This window comes from Bacillus sp. FSL P4-0248 (assembly GCF_038593305.1).
Taxonomy (GTDB): Bacteria; Bacillota; Bacilli; order Bacillales; family Bacillaceae; genus Bacillus; species Bacillus safensis.
Window position 1 is genome coordinate 2348650 of the sequence record NZ_CP151983.1, and the last position, 15136, is coordinate 2363785.

A 15136-nucleotide genomic window follows, 5' to 3' on the forward strand; every position below is an offset into this window, starting at 1 on the left:
GCTGTTATTTCCCCTTTCTCATCATGTTGCTAGGGTATACTTTTTGATCAAGCTTGAATTTGACGATTTGCAGCGGATGACGAGCAGCATCTAGTTCATTTCCTTTTTCATCCCAAATCGTTTCAATTTTGCATGTGAAATTCTCAATTTCTGGTCCGAAGAATTCGACTTCGTCGCCTTGCTTAAAGAAGTTACGCTGCTGCAATGTCACGATTTGTTCATTTTCATCATAATGAAGCACAAGACCTGCGAAATCAAATGTCGTTTTCTTCCCATGGATGCCAAACATTTGTTCATCCGTTCCTGGTACGCCTTCGAAAAAGGCTGGTGCTGTGTCACGGTTTGCACATTTATCTAATTCATCTAACCATTCCTGCTGAATGACAAAATTGTCTGGATCAGCACAATACGCATCAATGACTTTGCGATATACACTTACAACAGTGGCAACATAATGAATGGATTTCATCCGTCCTTCGATTTTTAAGCTGTCAATTCCCATTTCGATCATTTGAGGAATGGATTCAACAAGCTTCAAATCTTTTGGACTCATTGCAAATGGCGCATCTTCCTCACCAAATAAAGGCGCTTCCTCAGAACCTTCTAGTTTATAAAGATCATAATCCCAGCGGCAGGACTGGCAGCAGCCTCCGCGGTTAGAATCTCTTGCCGTCATATGGTTACTGAGCACGCAGCGGCCAGAGTATGCGATACACATCGCACCGTGAATGAATGTTTCGATTTCAATATCGACCTTTTCTTTCATTTCTCTAATTTCTAGCGCACTAGTTTCACGTGCGAGCACCACACGCTCAAGCCCTTCTTCCTTCCAAAACTGAACAGCTTTCCAATTTGAAAGAGATTGCTGTGTGCTTAAATGGACTTCAAGCTTCGGTGCAACACGTTTACATGTTTCAATGATTAGTGGATCAGCTACAATAATGCCTGCTACTCCAGCGCTTTCGATCCCTTGAAGGTATTCCTCCAGCCCGTCCATGTTTTCATTGTGAGCGAAGATATTTGTTGTCACATAAATGCGTGCACCATATTTGTTTGCAAATGCGACACCTTCTGCCATTTCTTCAATTGAAAAGTTATCTGCATTTGAGCGAAGTCCAAATTCTTTCCCGCCAATAAAAACAGCGTCAGCTCCGTAATGTACAGCAATTTTCAGCTTTTCCAAGTTTCCTGCGGGTGCAAGCAGTTCTGGTTTTTTTGTAATGACACGTTTCCCATCAATCATTTCAGAAATACCATCTTTCAATAATGCCATTTCCTCTGCCTCCTCTTATCTTAATAAACCGTTTCTTTAAAGAAGAACCCTGTATCAATCGAACGATTCACTGGTTGAATCTCTTCAATCCGCTTCACCCAGTCTTCTTTCTGATCTTCATACGCGTCTTTGTCAGTCGTTAGTAAATCAATTGCTTTTCTATAAAGTGATGTCACCTCTGTCATATAAGAAAGTGACTTTAAAATTCCGTCAATTTTAAATGAGTCAATGCCTGCGTCAACAAACTCTTCTAATTCGTCAATCATACACACATCATTTGGACTCATAATATGTGTCCCGTTTGCATCCTCGAAAATAGGGTATTTGTTTTGACGCTCTTGGTCATGCAGGAATAGCCCTTCCTCCATATTTCTGCCTACGACGTCCATTTGTTTGCCCTGGTATTCAAAGTAGTTGCCGATGAGCGTACGTTTTGATTGAAACATACATGTCATGCCATGAACTTGAATTTCAATCTCCACCTCAGCATTTTCTTTGATGTCGATCACACTGTCCATATTCAGCTCTTTAGCAAGAACAGCACGCGATGCGCCTTTTCTGCCCCAATAGTTACAAGTGTAATAGTTGGTTCCAGTCGTTTCTGTACTCCAGTGAAGGTTCAGGTTCACCCCTGTTTCCTTTGCGGCCATGATCACGGCCGGGTCTCCAAAAACGACGCCGTCCACGTTTAATGAATCGAGAAAGATTAAATAATCTCCAAGCAGCTGCACGCGGTCATTATGAAAAATCGCATTCATCGCCACATACACTTTTTTGTGATGGGCATGTGCAAGCTCTACCGTTTGTTTCACATCTTCTCTTGAAAACTCACCTGCAAGACGAATACCGTATGTTTGTTCGCCTATTAAGAATGCATCAGCTCCTGCCTCAATTAATGGCAGTACGTCTGACACGCTGCTTGGCGTCACAAGCAATTCTGGTTTCTTCATGATTGGTCACCTCTTTTTGTACTAATGGCGATCCCGTCTCCAACTGGAATAATGCACGTTTGGAAATCAGGGTTTGACATGAGCCATTGATTGTATCGATCAATTTTTCCAATTAATTGTTTTTTTCGTTTATCTTCAATTTCTTCTTCATAATTCGTTGCCACTAAGCCTTTAAATAAGACATTGTCTGTAATAATCATTCCGTCATGAGCGAGCATCGGTTCAAACAATTCAAAGAAACGCTTGTACTGCCCTTTTGCAGCATCAATAAAGATCACATCATAGGGCGCCATCGTTTGGACCGTTTTAGCCGATTCCATCGCATCACCAAAAAACACGTGTATTCTTTCTTTTAACTTTAATTCCTCAATATTCCGTGTTGCTTCTTCATAGCGCTTTGCATTGCGCTCAATCGTATAAATCTCAGCATCTGGCAGAGCTGTTGCCATTCGAATGGCGGAATAGCCAATTGCTGTCCCAACCTCAAGAATTTTTTTCGGCTTTTTCATCGAAAGCAGCTGCAGTAAAAGCTCAATGCTCACCTTTTCCATAATTGGCACATGATGCTCTTTTGCATAGATCTCTAATTGAGCGATTGCATCAGGACTTGGGTGAATTAAATGTTCAATATAATCATTTATTCGATCATCTTCGATAGTCATTATCTGTCTAGCTCCTTCATGACCTGAAAAAGAAGAGTCCTGCCTATTGCAGCTCTCTTTCTCGTCAATCTTTCGTTCATCTAAGTAAAAACAACCCGATATATTTTACCACAAAGAAGTGGCAATTGCGAACCTATAAAATGGAGATTCCAACGAAAAAAACTGCAGGCAATCTCGTATTGTCTACAGTCTTTTTCGATTCACTTGTACATTAATTGCTGCCTGTGATGTATTTCGCTTTTGCTTTATTATGCTCATTTAACGTTTTCGTAAATACGACCTCTCCATTTTTCTTCGCAAGGAAGTAAACGTAATCCGTTTTCTCTGGATGCAGTGCGGCTTTCCAAGAAGATTCACCTGCATTTGCAATAGGTCCAGGCGGCAGCCCTTTATTGTTATACGTGTTATAAGGCGATTTTACTTTTAGGTCTTTGTAATACACGCGGGATTTATGCTCACCAAGTGCATAAAGAACGGTTGGATCAGTTTGAAGCGGCATGTCCTTTTTCAACCGGTTATAGAATACACTTGAGATTTTTGCCCGATCTGTCTTTTCTGTTGCTTCCATTTCAATCAGTGATGCCATCGTTAACACATCATGTATGGACATGTTTCTCTTTTTCATGTCTTTTTCATACGTTTTCACGTATTGATCTGTTTGTTTAATCATCGTTTCAATGATCGTTTCGAGCGATTCATCCTCACGATAAAATGGATACGTAGCAGGGAATAAATAACCCTCCAACGGATGTTTCACCTGTTTTCCATTCACCTGTGATGTCACGGTTTTCGGATATTTTTTCATTAGTGTTTGAATAAAATCAGGATCATCCAGCTTCGCTTCAACTTCCTTCGCTGAAAAATTCGTCTGATTTGCAATAATGGCTGCAATATCAGACAGCTGTCTTCCCTCTGGAATCACAAGCTGAAAGGCGTAATCTGTCCCGCCAGATGTCAGCTTTTTGATCAGCGTGTCTGCGTCCATTGTTTGTTTTAAATGAAAATATCCCGCTTTAAAGCCGGACGCCTTTTTGTATTTTGCATAATAAGTAAAAATCGCGTCATTCGAAATGAGCCCATTTTCTTTTAAAATGCCCGCAATTTCGCGGACAGATGTCCCATTTGGAATATGAATATTAATGGTTTGTTTACTTTTTTGATCGACCGGTCCGAGTGCTGATTTAACATATAAAAAGCCTGATAATGCTGCAATGATGATGACAGCAAGGACAGATAACAGGACGATCCCCATTTTTCTTTTGAAGAATGGTCGTTTCTTTTGTTCTGAAAACATGCATGGCCCTCCTCACATCTAGCTTTTATAGTACATGATTCGACGGAGTTCGGCAATTCCTTGCTTATGCATGTCATGACAGAACTTGCCACAAAACGGCTAAACCAACGCCGCCACCGCTTCCAATAGCAGCCATGACATAGCTTCCATTCGGTAAGGTGCGCCCTTCATAAAATAATCTCACCATCATAGCAGCTCCTGACGCGCTGTAAGGATGCCCAAGGCAAAGTGCACCGCCTCTTCTATTGATCCGGTCATATGGTATCCCCAGCGTCCGGGCAATAAGTGCAGCTTTCAGCGCAAACGCTTCATTGATTTCAAATAGCGCCACTTCCTCTGCCTTGATGTTCTCTTGATGTAAAAGCTTCTTGATCGCATCAATTGGTGAAGCAGCTGGAAAATGAGGATGTATCGCTGTCACAGCACTTCCGGCATACCGTAGCATCACCTTATATCCACTTGCTTCCGCTAGCGATCTTTCCATCACAGCGACGGCGGCTGCTCCGTCTGCTTCCTTACAGCTATTGGCGGCGGTCACAGTTCCTTTTCCCGGTAAAAATACAGGCTTTGCCCGCTTGATCAGCTTTGCCATCGGTCTTATTTTAGCAGTCGCTTCATCTATGTTCATCCCGTCAATCGAAACGATTTCTTCTGAATATGTACCATGTGTGAATGCTGCTAAACTTCTTTCCCAGCTTAAAAGGGCATAGTCATCTTGTTCTTTTCTCGTGACAGAAAATGCCGACGCGGTCAGCTCAGCTGCTTCTCCCATATGCGGATCTCCTATCCGCTCCGGTGAAAAGCGGGCTCTCTCTTTCATTGGTGATCTGGAAATGCTCTCAGTCCCGCCAGCGATATACATCGTGCCCTCCCCCGATTGAACCATGACGCAAGCTGTTCGGATCGCTTCAAGACCCGAGGCACACTGCCTGTCAATTGTCATACCGGGAACGTGTAAAGGAAGACCTGCTTCTAATGAGGACAGACGGGCCATATTTCCACCGCCTCCGACGACATTGCCTAATATGACGTCATCCGGCGTCCTCATCTGAGACAAATGCCGAATAAGGGGTACGGCTAATTGCTCTGGGCGATAATTTTTCAGCATCCCATTTTTGTCACCGAAGGGTGTTCGTTTTGCTTCTACGATCACTGCTTGCATGACAATTGCTCCTCCGCCCACTTTTTCATGCTCGCGCGGGCTATTTTTCCGCCGGATGTTTCAATCATTTGATCAATCACAAGCCATTTTTTTGGTACCTTGTATGCCGCCAGCTTTTCTTTAACAGCTTGTCGAACCGCCTTTATTTGCGGCACTTGCTCCAATATGGCAACAGGGATTTCACCCCAATATGGGTCAGGAACGCCAACCACAATCGACCGTTTGACCCCTGGCTGTTCATTTAGCACACGCTCAATTTCCTCTGGGAAAATATTTAGTCCTCCATAGACAATCATGCCATTCTCACGACCGCTCATATACAGATAACCGTCTTCATCCAGCCATCCCATATCGTAAACTGTCAGCCACTCCTCCGGCGGTTTCTGCTCATGCAAGTATCCTGAAAACGTCATTGGGCTCTTTACATAAATTCTCCCTGTTTCATTTGGCTGACAGACAGATTGATCGGGCCGCCTTACTTCTACTTGAATGGAGAAGAAAGGCCGTCCAACAGAAGAAGGTTTTTGCATAAAGTCATTTGAAGACAAATAAGAGACAAAACTTAACTCTGATGTGCCATAAAAATCAAAAAAAGTAACATGTGGATAGTTGGTCACGAGCTGTTCTTTTGAAGAGATGCTCCAATCTGCTCCCGATGACATGACAAGAAGCGGATTGTCTTCTCTAAAAGCATCGATTTGCAGTAACGTTTCTGTCATTGTCGGGACAGTATACATCACGGTGATATCACCTGTCTCTAAGGCTTTCTTCGCTTTTACTGGCACAAATTTTTCTAAAAGCGTCACTGTGCCGCCAAAGTATAATGTACTGATGGCACCATATAAAAAGTGAGAGGATAAGAGTGTACCTAATATAAGAGCATGATCTTGATGAGTGATTCCAAATGAAGCGGCGGTCATTTGAAAGCTCTCGATCCAAGACTGCTGACGCCTAATAAAGGCTTTCGGTGAGCCCGTTGATCCTGACGTAAATCCCATATAAAAGACAGGATCCTTCTCGGTATCGCAGCTGTTATATGGACTGTCTGTGAGAAGGCTCATTCTTTCCTTCCATTCAGATAAAGAAAGAAGCGGCATGTCCACGCTTCCCTGTTCAAATCTCTTTATCAATCGATCCTCTATAATGGCGAGATCCGCCTCACTTAACAGGAGCTTTTCGACACATTCTTCATGACTCCATCTCGGATCAAGCGGAACGGCTGTCCATCCTGCATAAGCAGCGCCCGCAAATATTTGCAAAAAAGAAGCACCATTTGATAATAAAAAAGCGATTCTTTTTTGCTGATGAGCCGTTCCTTGTAACCACTGTGCTGATCTCTGCACACGTTCATACCAATCTTGATATGTAATGCTTTCTTGCTCATCTATGATGGCAATCTGATCTGGTTTCATTTCTGCATGTACTGCATAGCTTTCCGTTATTCTGTTCAAACTGCACGCCTCCCTTTATGCAGATCCCTTTTTCGATATGACATGGCCTGTATGATTTTGACCGTAAAGACAGCACACATTCCCGCTTTGATGAGATCACCTGGAAGATAAATCAAACTAAGGAAAGTCGCCTGCGAGACCTTCATATGCATCATCATGGCTTGAAAGGGGATGCCGCACATATACAAAATCACAATACTGCAAACCGCATAGATCACAAAAAGACGCAGTGCGGTTACTTTGTTCAGCCGGTTCACCCATAAGCTGATCATGAAGGCAGCAACAGGATAAGCAAGAAGAAAACCACCGCTTGGACCAAAAAAGACCCCTATCCCGCCTCTCCCGCCTGACAAAAGAGGTGCGCCTGCTGCCACAACCAAAAGAAAAAGACATAAACTGATTAGTGCTTGTTTAGGCTTTAACAGCCCGCCAGCAAGCAAAAGACCTGCGGTTTGCAATGTAATCGGTACAGGTGTAAATGTAAGTAAAATCGGCGGGATTAAGCCTAACATCCCGATGACCGCTGTCATTAACGCTATTTGCATCATATCTTGTATTTTCAATCTCCATGCCCCTCACTCAATTTATTGTTAAAAACAGAGTAAAAGGTAAAATTCATTATGTCAACATAAAATAAAATAAAGTTAACATATTGATCGTAAAAAAAGACCTGTGAAGAAAGATCAAGAAGATCTGTTCACAGGCCTTTTATTTGTTCTATTCTTCGTCTTCTTGATCTAAGAACGTATTTAACGTTTCTTCAATCATGTCCCATTCTTCATCCGTTTCAATCGGCTCTAGCTCGCCATCTTCACCGTCTTCGTTCGGTGTAAAGCTTGATGCATGAATTTCAATTTCCTCATTGTCTTGCTCAGAAATTGGGTAGTAAAGGACATAAGATTTGTTAAAATGGTCGCTTTCAAAAGTAAATAGTACTTCGCAAAGCTGTTCATTTCCATTATCATCAACGATTGTAATTTGCTTTTCTCCGTGTTCCATTTGATTCACCTCATTTTAATTTAAGCTGTCTAAATATCCTTGCAGGATCATAACAGCCGCCATTTTATCAATGACTTTTTTACGCTTTTGTCTGCTCACATCTGCAGAGATGAGCATTTTTTCCGCTGCCATTGTTGACAGACGCTCGTCCCAAAGCACAACAGGAACATTGTACGTGTTTTCTAGCACTTTCGCAAATGATTGGCTGGCTTCGCCTCTAGGACCGACCGTGCCGTTCATATTTTTTGGAAAGCCAAGTACAATTTTATCCGCTCCAAATTCTGCAACGATCTCAGACAGGCGGCTGAGACCAAAGTCTCCGCCTGCTTCATCAATTTTAATTGTTTCAATCCCTTGCGCTGTCCATCCCATTTCATCACTGATCGCAACACCAAGGGTTTTCGTGCCTAAATCTAAGCCCAGAATTCTCATGTTTTACGCCTCTTTATGTGTCTCTAAGTACGATTTAACCAATTCCTCAATTAATTCGTCTCGTTCTAGTTTACGAATTAGGTTGCGTGCATCCTGATGTCTTGGAATATAAGCAGGGTCGCCTGACAGCAAGTATCCGACAATTTGATTGATCGGGTTGTATCCTTTTTCTTGGAGTGCGTCATGAACTGTAATGAGCACTTCATTCACATTGGTTTCAGCTGAATCATCAGAGAAGTTAAACTTCATTGTCTTATCAAATGAACTCACTGCTTCTTGCACCTCTCTTCCAACATTCTACTAGCAAGCTTTTTTCTAACCGCTCATCTAATACCATTATTCTACACTACATCGCCTGATTATAAAACGGATTTGACAGATTCTTCGACAGTTGCCAGTGCTTCTTCAAGCTTTTCTGGTTGTTTTCCGCCTGCTTGTGCCATGTCTGGACGTCCGCCTCCGCCTCCGCCGCAGATTTCAGCTGCCTGCTTCACAAGCTTTCCTGCATGAAGACCTTTTTCGATCACGTCTTTTGTTACTCCTGCTGAAATGTTTACTTTTCCGTTTTGAACGGCTCCCAGGACGATGACAGCTGATCCTAATTTAGCTTTTAAGTCATCAACCATTGTTCTTAAATGGTTCATGTCTTTAGCATTTACTTTTTCAGTTAATACTTTCACTCCGCCAACTTCTGTCACTTTCTCTAAAATAGAGCCTGCTTCTGCTTGGCTTAATTTCGCAAGGAGAGATTCGTTTTCTCTTTGAACCTCTTTTAAATCTGCCTGTAATGAAGCAATCCGTTTTGGTACATCCTTCGTATTTGACTTCAGCTCGCTTGCTGCCTGCTCTAAAATCGCCAGCTGGTCATTTAATTCTTCATAAGCACCTTTTCCAGTCACAGCTTCAATACGACGTGTTCCAGCACCAATACCCGACTCAGAAGCGATTTTAAACAAACCGATTTCCGCAGTGTTCTGCACGTGACAGCCGCCGCATAGCTCGATGCTGTAATCGCCCACTTGGACAACACGGACAATATCGCCATACTTCTCGCCAAAGAGCGCCATTGCACCCATTTCTTTTGCTTCAGCAATTGGTTTCAGATCAATAGCAACTGAGATACCTTCCCAAATCTTTTCGTTCACGATTTTTTCAATCTGAGACAATTCTTCTTTCGTCACTTGTCCAAAGTGAGAGAAATCAAAGCGAAGTCTGTTTTCATTCACCAATGACCCTGCTTGGTTCACGTGGCTGCCTAATACATCTTTCAGCGCCTGATGCAGAAGGTGTGTCGCTGTATGGTTTTTCACAATGCCTTTTCGAAGAGCTGATTCCACTTCAGCAGTGACCTCGAGACCTTTTTGAGCCGTACCGCTTACGACAACTCCTTCATGGACATGCTGACCGTTTGGTGCTTTTTTCACGTCTTTGATCTCAATGATGGCTTCTGCACTTTTTAGTGTCCCTTTATCAGCCACTTGTCCGCCGCTTTCCGCATAGAAAGGTGTTTCATCTAACAAGATTTGCACCGTGTCTCCTTCATGTGCTTCAGAGACAAGTTCACCATTTTGAAGCAGTTCGATAATGCGAGTTTCCGCAGTTAAATTTTCGTAGCCAACAAAGGTACTTTCCACTTTAATATCGCCTAAAGCGCCGCCTTGAACCTGCATACTGCCGACATCTTGTCTCGCATTTCTTGCCCGTTCACGCTGCTTCTCCATTTCCGCTTGGAAGCCTTCTCGATCAACTGTCATGTTTTCATCTTCTGCGTATTCTTCTGTCAGCTCGACAGGGAATCCATACGTGTCATACAGCTTAAATACATCTTCACCTGAAATTTGTGAGCTGCCTTTGTCTCTTTCTTTTTTGATCACTTCTGACAAAATCGCTAACCCTTCGTTCAGTGTTTCGTGGAAACGTTCTTCTTCGTTTTTGATGACTTTCGCAATAAATTCTTCTTTTGCTTGTACATCTGGGTAGAAATCCTTCATGATCTCAGCAACAACTGGCACTAGATCATACATAAACGGACGGTGGATATGGATCGTTTTTGCATAACGCACAGCGCGGCGCAGCAAACGTCTTAATACATATCCGCGGCCTTCATTGGAAGGAAGCGCACCGTCGCTTACAGCAAAGGCAACTGTCCGGATATGGTCAGCAATGACTTTAAATGCTGTATCTTTTTCCTTCGCCAAACCATAGCTTTCTCCAGAAATGGTTTCGACTGCACGAATAATCGGCATGAAAAGGTCTGTATCGAAGTTCGTTGGCACATTTTGAATGACAGATACCATTCGTTCAAGGCCCATCCCTGTATCTATGTTTTTCTTCGGCAGTGGGGTATATGATCCATCTGGATTATGGTTGAATTCAGAGAACACAAGATTCCATACTTCTAGATAACGCTCGTTTTCCCCGCCTGGATATAATTCTGGATCGTTCATGTCGTCACCGTATGATTCACCGCGATCATAGAAAATTTCTGTATTTGGTCCGCTTGGGCCCTCGCCAATATCCCAGAAGTTTCCTTCAAGACGAATAATACGTTCTTCAGGCACACCAATTTTATCTCTCCAAAGAATATATGCTTCTTCGTCCTCTGGGTGGACTGTCACAGATAACAAATTCGGATCAAAGCCAATCCACTCTTCACTTGTGAGGAATTCCCACGCCCATTCAATGGCCTCTTCTTTAAAATAATCACCAATAGAGAAGTTGCCAAGCATTTCAAAGAACGTGTGATGACGTGCTGTCTTCCCTACATTTTCAATATCATTCGTACGAATCGATTTTTGCGCGTTGCAAATACGCGGATTGTCAGGTACGACGCGGCCATCAAAATATTTTTTTAATGTTGCCACCCCACTGTTGATCCATAAAAGTGTCGGATCGTCATGCGGTACAAGTGACGCACTCGGTTCTACAGCATGTCCTTTTTCTTTAAAAAAGTCTAAAAACATTTGACGTACTTGAGCTGAAGTTAAAGTTTTCATTCAAAAATCCTCCCTTTTCATTCATCAATCTCCACACAAACGAAAAAACATCCCGCCCTATGCAAGCACAAAACGACTTACACAGGGACGAGATGTTCTCGCGGTACCACCCTGATTATAGACACATTCGTCTATCACCTTCACATCCGATAACGCCGGAAGAGAGCGGCAGTGTTTATCTGCACTCGGGACTAGCTTCCGTTAAAGGTCTGATAAGGCTTTTCTCAGCAAATAAAGCCTCTCTCTGCAACAGCTTTTTAACGTACTCGGGTCCGTCATTGAATTTCAATATGTATGAATCGAAATTATTATAGACAACTCGGCTCGTCTTGTCAATGAACGCTTCGTCTCATCAGGATATATTGCACAATGATCACCCTGATAATCGCAGCTGCTGGTACAGCTAAAATCATCCCAATTAAGCCAAACAGCTCCCCTCCTGCAAGCAAGACAAGCATAATAACGACAGGATGCATATGAAGACTTCGCCCTACAATGATCGGGCTGAGGACATTGCTCTCTAAAAATTGCAGCACCGCTACTGTGATCAATACGATGATGACCGATTTCACTGAGATGGTAAACGCAATAAAGATGGCAGGCACTGCGCCAATTATCGGTCCAAAATACGGAATCACGTTCGTTGCTCCTATCAGCATGCCAAGAACGAGCGGATACGGGATATGAAAAAGCCAAAGCACAATGGCTGCTGCACCCCCGATTAAAGAACAGACAAGCAGCTGCCCTCGAATATAATCACCAAGCGATTCATCCACTGCTTTCACAAAGGCATGCCCCCTCTTCCTAAATGACGGCGGCGTTAAATACCATGCCGCCCGTTTCATCGTACTCATGTCTTTTACCATATAAAAAACAAGAAAAGGGATGAGTGCTGCAACTAAAGCGTAATCAAATAAAACTTTACAGCTAAGAATCATCCGCTCAGCGCTATTGGCTGCATATGTCTCCGATTGAACAATGAAGCGGTCCAAGCGGTCATGAAGTCCGTCAGGCCAGTGGCTCGTATGATGATGAATATGTGATAAAGCCCCATTATACGTTTCAGCGATGACAGGAATTTGTTCTGACAGCTCATTTAACTGTGCGATCATAACAGGCGCTCCTTTATATACCGCAAAACCAATCCCGCCAAAAAACAGGACATAGATGAGTAAGAGACTGACTGTTCTCGGCAGCCCTCGTGCATGCAGTCTTTCCACAATCGGATAAAGCAGATAAGAAATAAAAATAGCGATGAGAAGCGGAATGAGAACCGCCTTCAGCAATAAAAAAACAGGCATCCATAACTCGTCGAGCTGCAGTAAAATGAGCAAGGATGCAAGGACAAGCAGGACCCCTGCAGCATATATTAGAAATTGGATCGGACGTTTCTTCACCTTTTTCACCTCTTTTCTTATTGTTTAACCATCTTCTGCAATTATCCACGTAAATAAAATTTGTCCTAACTTTGTTAAAAATGAATACACATGAAACATACAGCTCCATCCAAAGTCACTGTTTGCTGTAAAATCTCGTCAGAAAATATTCCATCATTTACTTCTTTTTACACAAGTTGTGCTAGAATCCACTTTAGCTTTAGCCAATGAAACACAAGAGGAGGTTCTTCATGATCACATTCGAAGAAGTCAACAAGCATTATGGCCAGTTCCATGTACTTAAGGACATTAACCTACATATTCAAAAAGGGGAGGTTGTTGTGATCATCGGTCCTTCAGGGTCTGGTAAAAGCACGATGCTCAGGTGTATCAATCGTCTTGAAAGCATTGATGCGGGAAAAGTTCTCGTCAACCAAGTGTCTGTTCAGCATCCGAAGACCAACATCAATCTTGTCAGGCAAAATATCGGCATGGTCTTTCAGCATTTTCACCTCTATCCGCATAAGACGGTGCTTGAAAACATTATGCTTGCGCCGATGAAGGTCAAAAAAGTGAGCAAAGCAGAAGCAAAGGAAACAGCTGAATTTTATTTAAATAAAGTCGGCATTCCTGAAAAGGCAGACACCTACCCTTCACGACTCTCGGGCGGACAGCAGCAGCGCGTTGCCATTGCAAGAGGGCTTGCGATGAAGCCGGAGGTGATGCTTTTCGACGAACCGACATCTGCACTTGATCCAGAGATGATCGGCGAGGTATTAGATGTGATGAAGCAGCTGGCTCGTGAAGGCATGACCATGGTTGTCGTCACACATGAGATGGGCTTTGCCCGCGAAGTGGCTGACCGTATTGTCTTTATTGATGAAGGCAGAATTCTTGAAGAATCAACACCGGCTGCATTTTATGAAAAACCGCAAGAGAAACGTGCTCAATTATTTTTAAGCCGTATATTAAATCACTAGGGGGAATGGTTTGATGAAAAAAATGAAACGCTTTGGCCTGCTGCTCTTTATGACTTGCTGCATCGCCGCTTTGGCTGCTTGTGGATCTACTGAAAAAGGGTCAACTGATGCAAAACAAGGAAGTTCTTTAGAAGCCATTAAGAAAGACAAAAAAATCATTTTCGGTGTAAAAAATGACACACGTTTATTCGGTCTAAAAAATCCGAGCAGCGGTGATATTGAAGGATTTGATATTGACATTGCAAAAGCCATTACAAAGGAAATACTCGGCGATGAAGGAAAAGCAGAATTTAAGGAAGTGACATCTAAAACAAGAATTCCTTTGCTTCAAAAAGGGGATATCCATGCGATTGTTGCGACCATGACAATTACAGAAGAGCGTAAAAAAGAAGTCAATTTCTCAGATGTATACTTTGAAGCAGGACAATCACTGCTTGTGAAAAAAGGAAGCGACATTCAATCCATTGATGATCTTAAAAAAGGAACGAAGGTGCTGGCCGTGAAAGGCTCCACTTCTTCTCAAAATATCCGTGAGAAAGCACCTGAAGCATCCGTATTAGAATTTGAGAACTATCAGGAGGCTTTTACAGCATTAAAATCAAATCAAGGGCAAGTGCTGACAACTGATAATGCGATCTTATTTGGTATGGCAGATGAGGATTCAAATTACGAAGTGGTCGGCGGCACCTTTACAGATGAGCCTTATGGCATTGCTGTGAAAAAAGGCGATCAAGAATTAACAGATGCGATCAATAAAGCCTTAAAAACGTTAAAAGACAATGGAGAGTATGACAAGATTCTTAAAAAATGGATCAAAGAATAACGTTTGTTTCGTCAAGATCGATGCCTCAGGTGAGCCGCTCCATGGCTCCCCTGTTGATCAGGAAGGAAGTGAACTGATTGCTGCGGTTTTCCATTCTCACTGAAAATGTTCATCTTTATTTAGAAGGCTTTAAATATACCATTGGTGCAAGTGTGATTGCTCTGATTGGAAGCTTTTTGATCGGTACACTCATTGCCATTATGAGAATTGCGCCACTCAGGCCGCTTAACTGGTTAGGGACGGCTTACGTGGAATTTATTCGGAATATTCCGTTATTATTGATCACCTTTGTTTTCTTCTTTGGTTTACCCGTGTTAGGTATTGTAGCAGATGGCTTTACTGCTGGTACGATTGCTCTTGCCATTTATACCTCTGCCTTTATTGCTGAAGCCATTCGTGCAGGGATACAAGCTGTGCCCCTTGGACAAATGGAAGCAGCCCGCGCCTCAGGTCTATCATATGGCGGGACGATGCGGTATATCATTTTGCCGCAGGCAATTAAAATCGTCATTCCTCCTCTTGGGAATCAATTTATAAACCTTGTTAAAAACTCCTCTATTTTAGGTGTCATTGCAGGGTTTGATCTCATGTATCAAGGAGACCTTATTGCATCTAGAACATTTGTGACGTTTGATGTCTACATCTTTGTTGCGATGTTCTATCTGCTATTAACCATTCCGCTCAGTCTAGGCGTCGGTTATTTAGAAAGAAGATTAGCAAGAAGCCACTAGAAAGGAG

General features: G+C 42.7%; 15 protein-coding genes and 1 other annotated feature. Of the genes, 3 read left to right on the forward strand and 12 right to left on the reverse strand.

Going from position 1 to position 15136, the window contains the following annotated elements; translation table 11 throughout:
- Nucleotides 1-4: 4 nt before the first annotated feature.
- The 12 genes from NST65_RS12030 to NST65_RS12085 form a co-directional block, all read right to left on the reverse strand.
- On the reverse strand, nt 5-1273 hold the full coding sequence (locus NST65_RS12030; RefSeq protein WP_111926411.1) for a U32 family peptidase: 1269 nt from the start codon (nt 1271-1273) through the stop codon (nt 5-7).
- A 20-nt stretch (nt 1274-1293) separates the two neighbouring features.
- Nucleotides 1294-2223 carry a peptidase U32 family protein gene (locus NST65_RS12035; protein ID WP_111926409.1) on the reverse strand — a complete coding sequence of 310 codons (930 nt, stop codon included), beginning with the start codon at nt 2221-2223 and terminating at the stop codon, nt 1294-1296.
- A complete protein-coding gene (locus NST65_RS12040) occupies nt 2220-2885 on the reverse strand; it encodes an O-methyltransferase (RefSeq protein WP_039180249.1) in 666 nt (221 codons plus the stop codon). The genes NST65_RS12035 and NST65_RS12040 overlap by 4 nt, the downstream gene beginning before the upstream one ends.
- 211 nt (nt 2886-3096) lie before the next feature.
- Nucleotides 3097-4179, reverse strand: a complete 1083-nt coding sequence (gene mltG / locus NST65_RS12045; protein ID WP_065214590.1) for an endolytic transglycosylase MltG — start codon at nt 4177-4179, stop codon at nt 3097-3099.
- A gap of 73 nt (nt 4180-4252) precedes the next feature.
- Entirely contained in the window at nt 4253-5341 is a 1089-nt protein-coding gene (locus tag NST65_RS12050; protein WP_111926407.1) for an acetyl-CoA C-acyltransferase, read from the reverse strand.
- Complete coding sequence (locus tag NST65_RS12055; RefSeq protein ID WP_101676829.1) at nt 5329-6792, reverse strand: acyl-CoA synthetase; 1464 nt, start codon at nt 6790-6792, stop codon at nt 5329-5331. The genes NST65_RS12050 and NST65_RS12055 overlap by 13 nt, the downstream gene beginning before the upstream one ends.
- Entirely contained in the window at nt 6789-7355 is a 567-nt protein-coding gene (locus NST65_RS12060) for a biotin transporter BioY (protein ID WP_111926405.1), read from the reverse strand. The genes NST65_RS12055 and NST65_RS12060 overlap by 4 nt, the downstream gene beginning before the upstream one ends.
- 154 nt (nt 7356-7509) lie before the next feature.
- A complete protein-coding gene (locus tag NST65_RS12065; RefSeq protein WP_024423112.1) occupies nt 7510-7791 on the reverse strand; it encodes a DUF1292 domain-containing protein in 282 nt (93 codons plus the stop codon).
- 15 nt (nt 7792-7806) lie between these two features.
- Complete coding sequence (ruvX, locus tag NST65_RS12070; RefSeq protein ID WP_024427871.1) at nt 7807-8223, reverse strand: Holliday junction resolvase RuvX; 417 nt, start codon at nt 8221-8223, stop codon at nt 7807-7809.
- Nucleotides 8224-8226: 3 nt separating this feature from the next.
- The gene (locus tag NST65_RS12075; RefSeq protein ID WP_008358522.1) at nt 8227-8493 is read right to left on the reverse strand and encodes an IreB family regulatory phosphoprotein; all 267 of its coding nucleotides are present in this window, start codon (nt 8491-8493) and stop codon (nt 8227-8229) included.
- Between the two features lie 89 nt (nt 8494-8582).
- The gene (alaS, locus tag NST65_RS12080; protein WP_061109407.1) at nt 8583-11219 is read right to left on the reverse strand and encodes an alanine--tRNA ligase; all 2637 of its coding nucleotides are present in this window, start codon (nt 11217-11219) and stop codon (nt 8583-8585) included.
- Nucleotides 11220-11299: 80 nt separating this feature from the next.
- Nucleotides 11300-11507 (reverse strand) — a binding site (T-box leader).
- A gap of 44 nt (nt 11508-11551) precedes the next feature.
- Nucleotides 11552-12616 (reverse strand): AI-2E family transporter, encoded by a 1065-nt coding sequence (locus tag NST65_RS12085; protein ID WP_044331701.1) that lies wholly within the window; start codon nt 12614-12616, stop codon nt 11552-11554.
- A 230-nt stretch (nt 12617-12846) separates the two neighbouring features.
- On the opposite strand from NST65_RS12085, the gene NST65_RS12090 reads away from it, so the two are divergent.
- The 3 genes from NST65_RS12090 to NST65_RS12100 all read left to right on the forward strand — a co-directional run bounded on the left by NST65_RS12090 (nt 12847) and on the right by NST65_RS12100 (nt 15129).
- Entirely contained in the window at nt 12847-13575 is a 729-nt protein-coding gene (locus tag NST65_RS12090) for an amino acid ABC transporter ATP-binding protein (protein WP_034622422.1), read from the forward strand.
- 13 nt (nt 13576-13588) lie between these two features.
- Nucleotides 13589-14398, forward strand: a complete 810-nt coding sequence (locus tag NST65_RS12095; protein WP_025092422.1) for a transporter substrate-binding domain-containing protein — start codon at nt 13589-13591, stop codon at nt 14396-14398.
- Nucleotides 14399-14475: 77 nt separating this feature from the next.
- On the forward strand, nt 14476-15129 hold the full coding sequence (locus tag NST65_RS12100; protein ID WP_024427868.1) for an amino acid ABC transporter permease: 654 nt from the start codon (nt 14476-14478) through the stop codon (nt 15127-15129).
- The last annotated feature ends 7 nt before the right edge of the window (nt 15130-15136 follow it).

Coding starts and splice junctions, on each gene's coding strand:
- NST65_RS12030 (WP_111926411.1), bottom strand. CDS start 1,273: ATGGCATTATTGAAAGATGGTATTTCTGAAATGATTGATGGGAAACGT.
- NST65_RS12035 (WP_111926409.1), bottom strand. CDS start 2,223: ATGAAGAAACCAGAATTGCTTGTGACGCCAAGCAGCGTGTCAGACGTA.
- NST65_RS12040 (WP_039180249.1), bottom strand. CDS start 2,885: ATGACTATCGAAGATGATCGAATAAATGATTATATTGAACATTTAATT.
- mltG (WP_065214590.1), bottom strand. CDS start 4,179: ATGTTTTCAGAACAAAAGAAACGACCATTCTTCAAAAGAAAAATGGGG.
- NST65_RS12050 (WP_111926407.1), bottom strand. CDS start 5,341: ATGCAAGCAGTGATCGTAGAAGCAAAACGAACACCCTTCGGTGACAAA.
- NST65_RS12065 (WP_024423112.1), bottom strand. CDS start 7,791: ATGGAACACGGAGAAAAGCAAATTACAATCGTTGATGATAATGGAAAT.
- ruvX (WP_024427871.1), bottom strand. CDS start 8,223: ATGAGAATTCTGGGCTTAGATTTAGGCACGAAAACCCTTGGTGTTGCG.
- alaS (WP_061109407.1), bottom strand. CDS start 11,219: ATGAAAACTTTAACTTCAGCTCAAGTACGTCAAATGTTTTTAGACTTT.
- NST65_RS12090 (WP_034622422.1), top strand. CDS start 12,847: ATGATCACATTCGAAGAAGTCAACAAGCATTATGGCCAGTTCCATGTA.
- NST65_RS12095 (WP_025092422.1), top strand. CDS start 13,589: ATGAAAAAAATGAAACGCTTTGGCCTGCTGCTCTTTATGACTTGCTGC.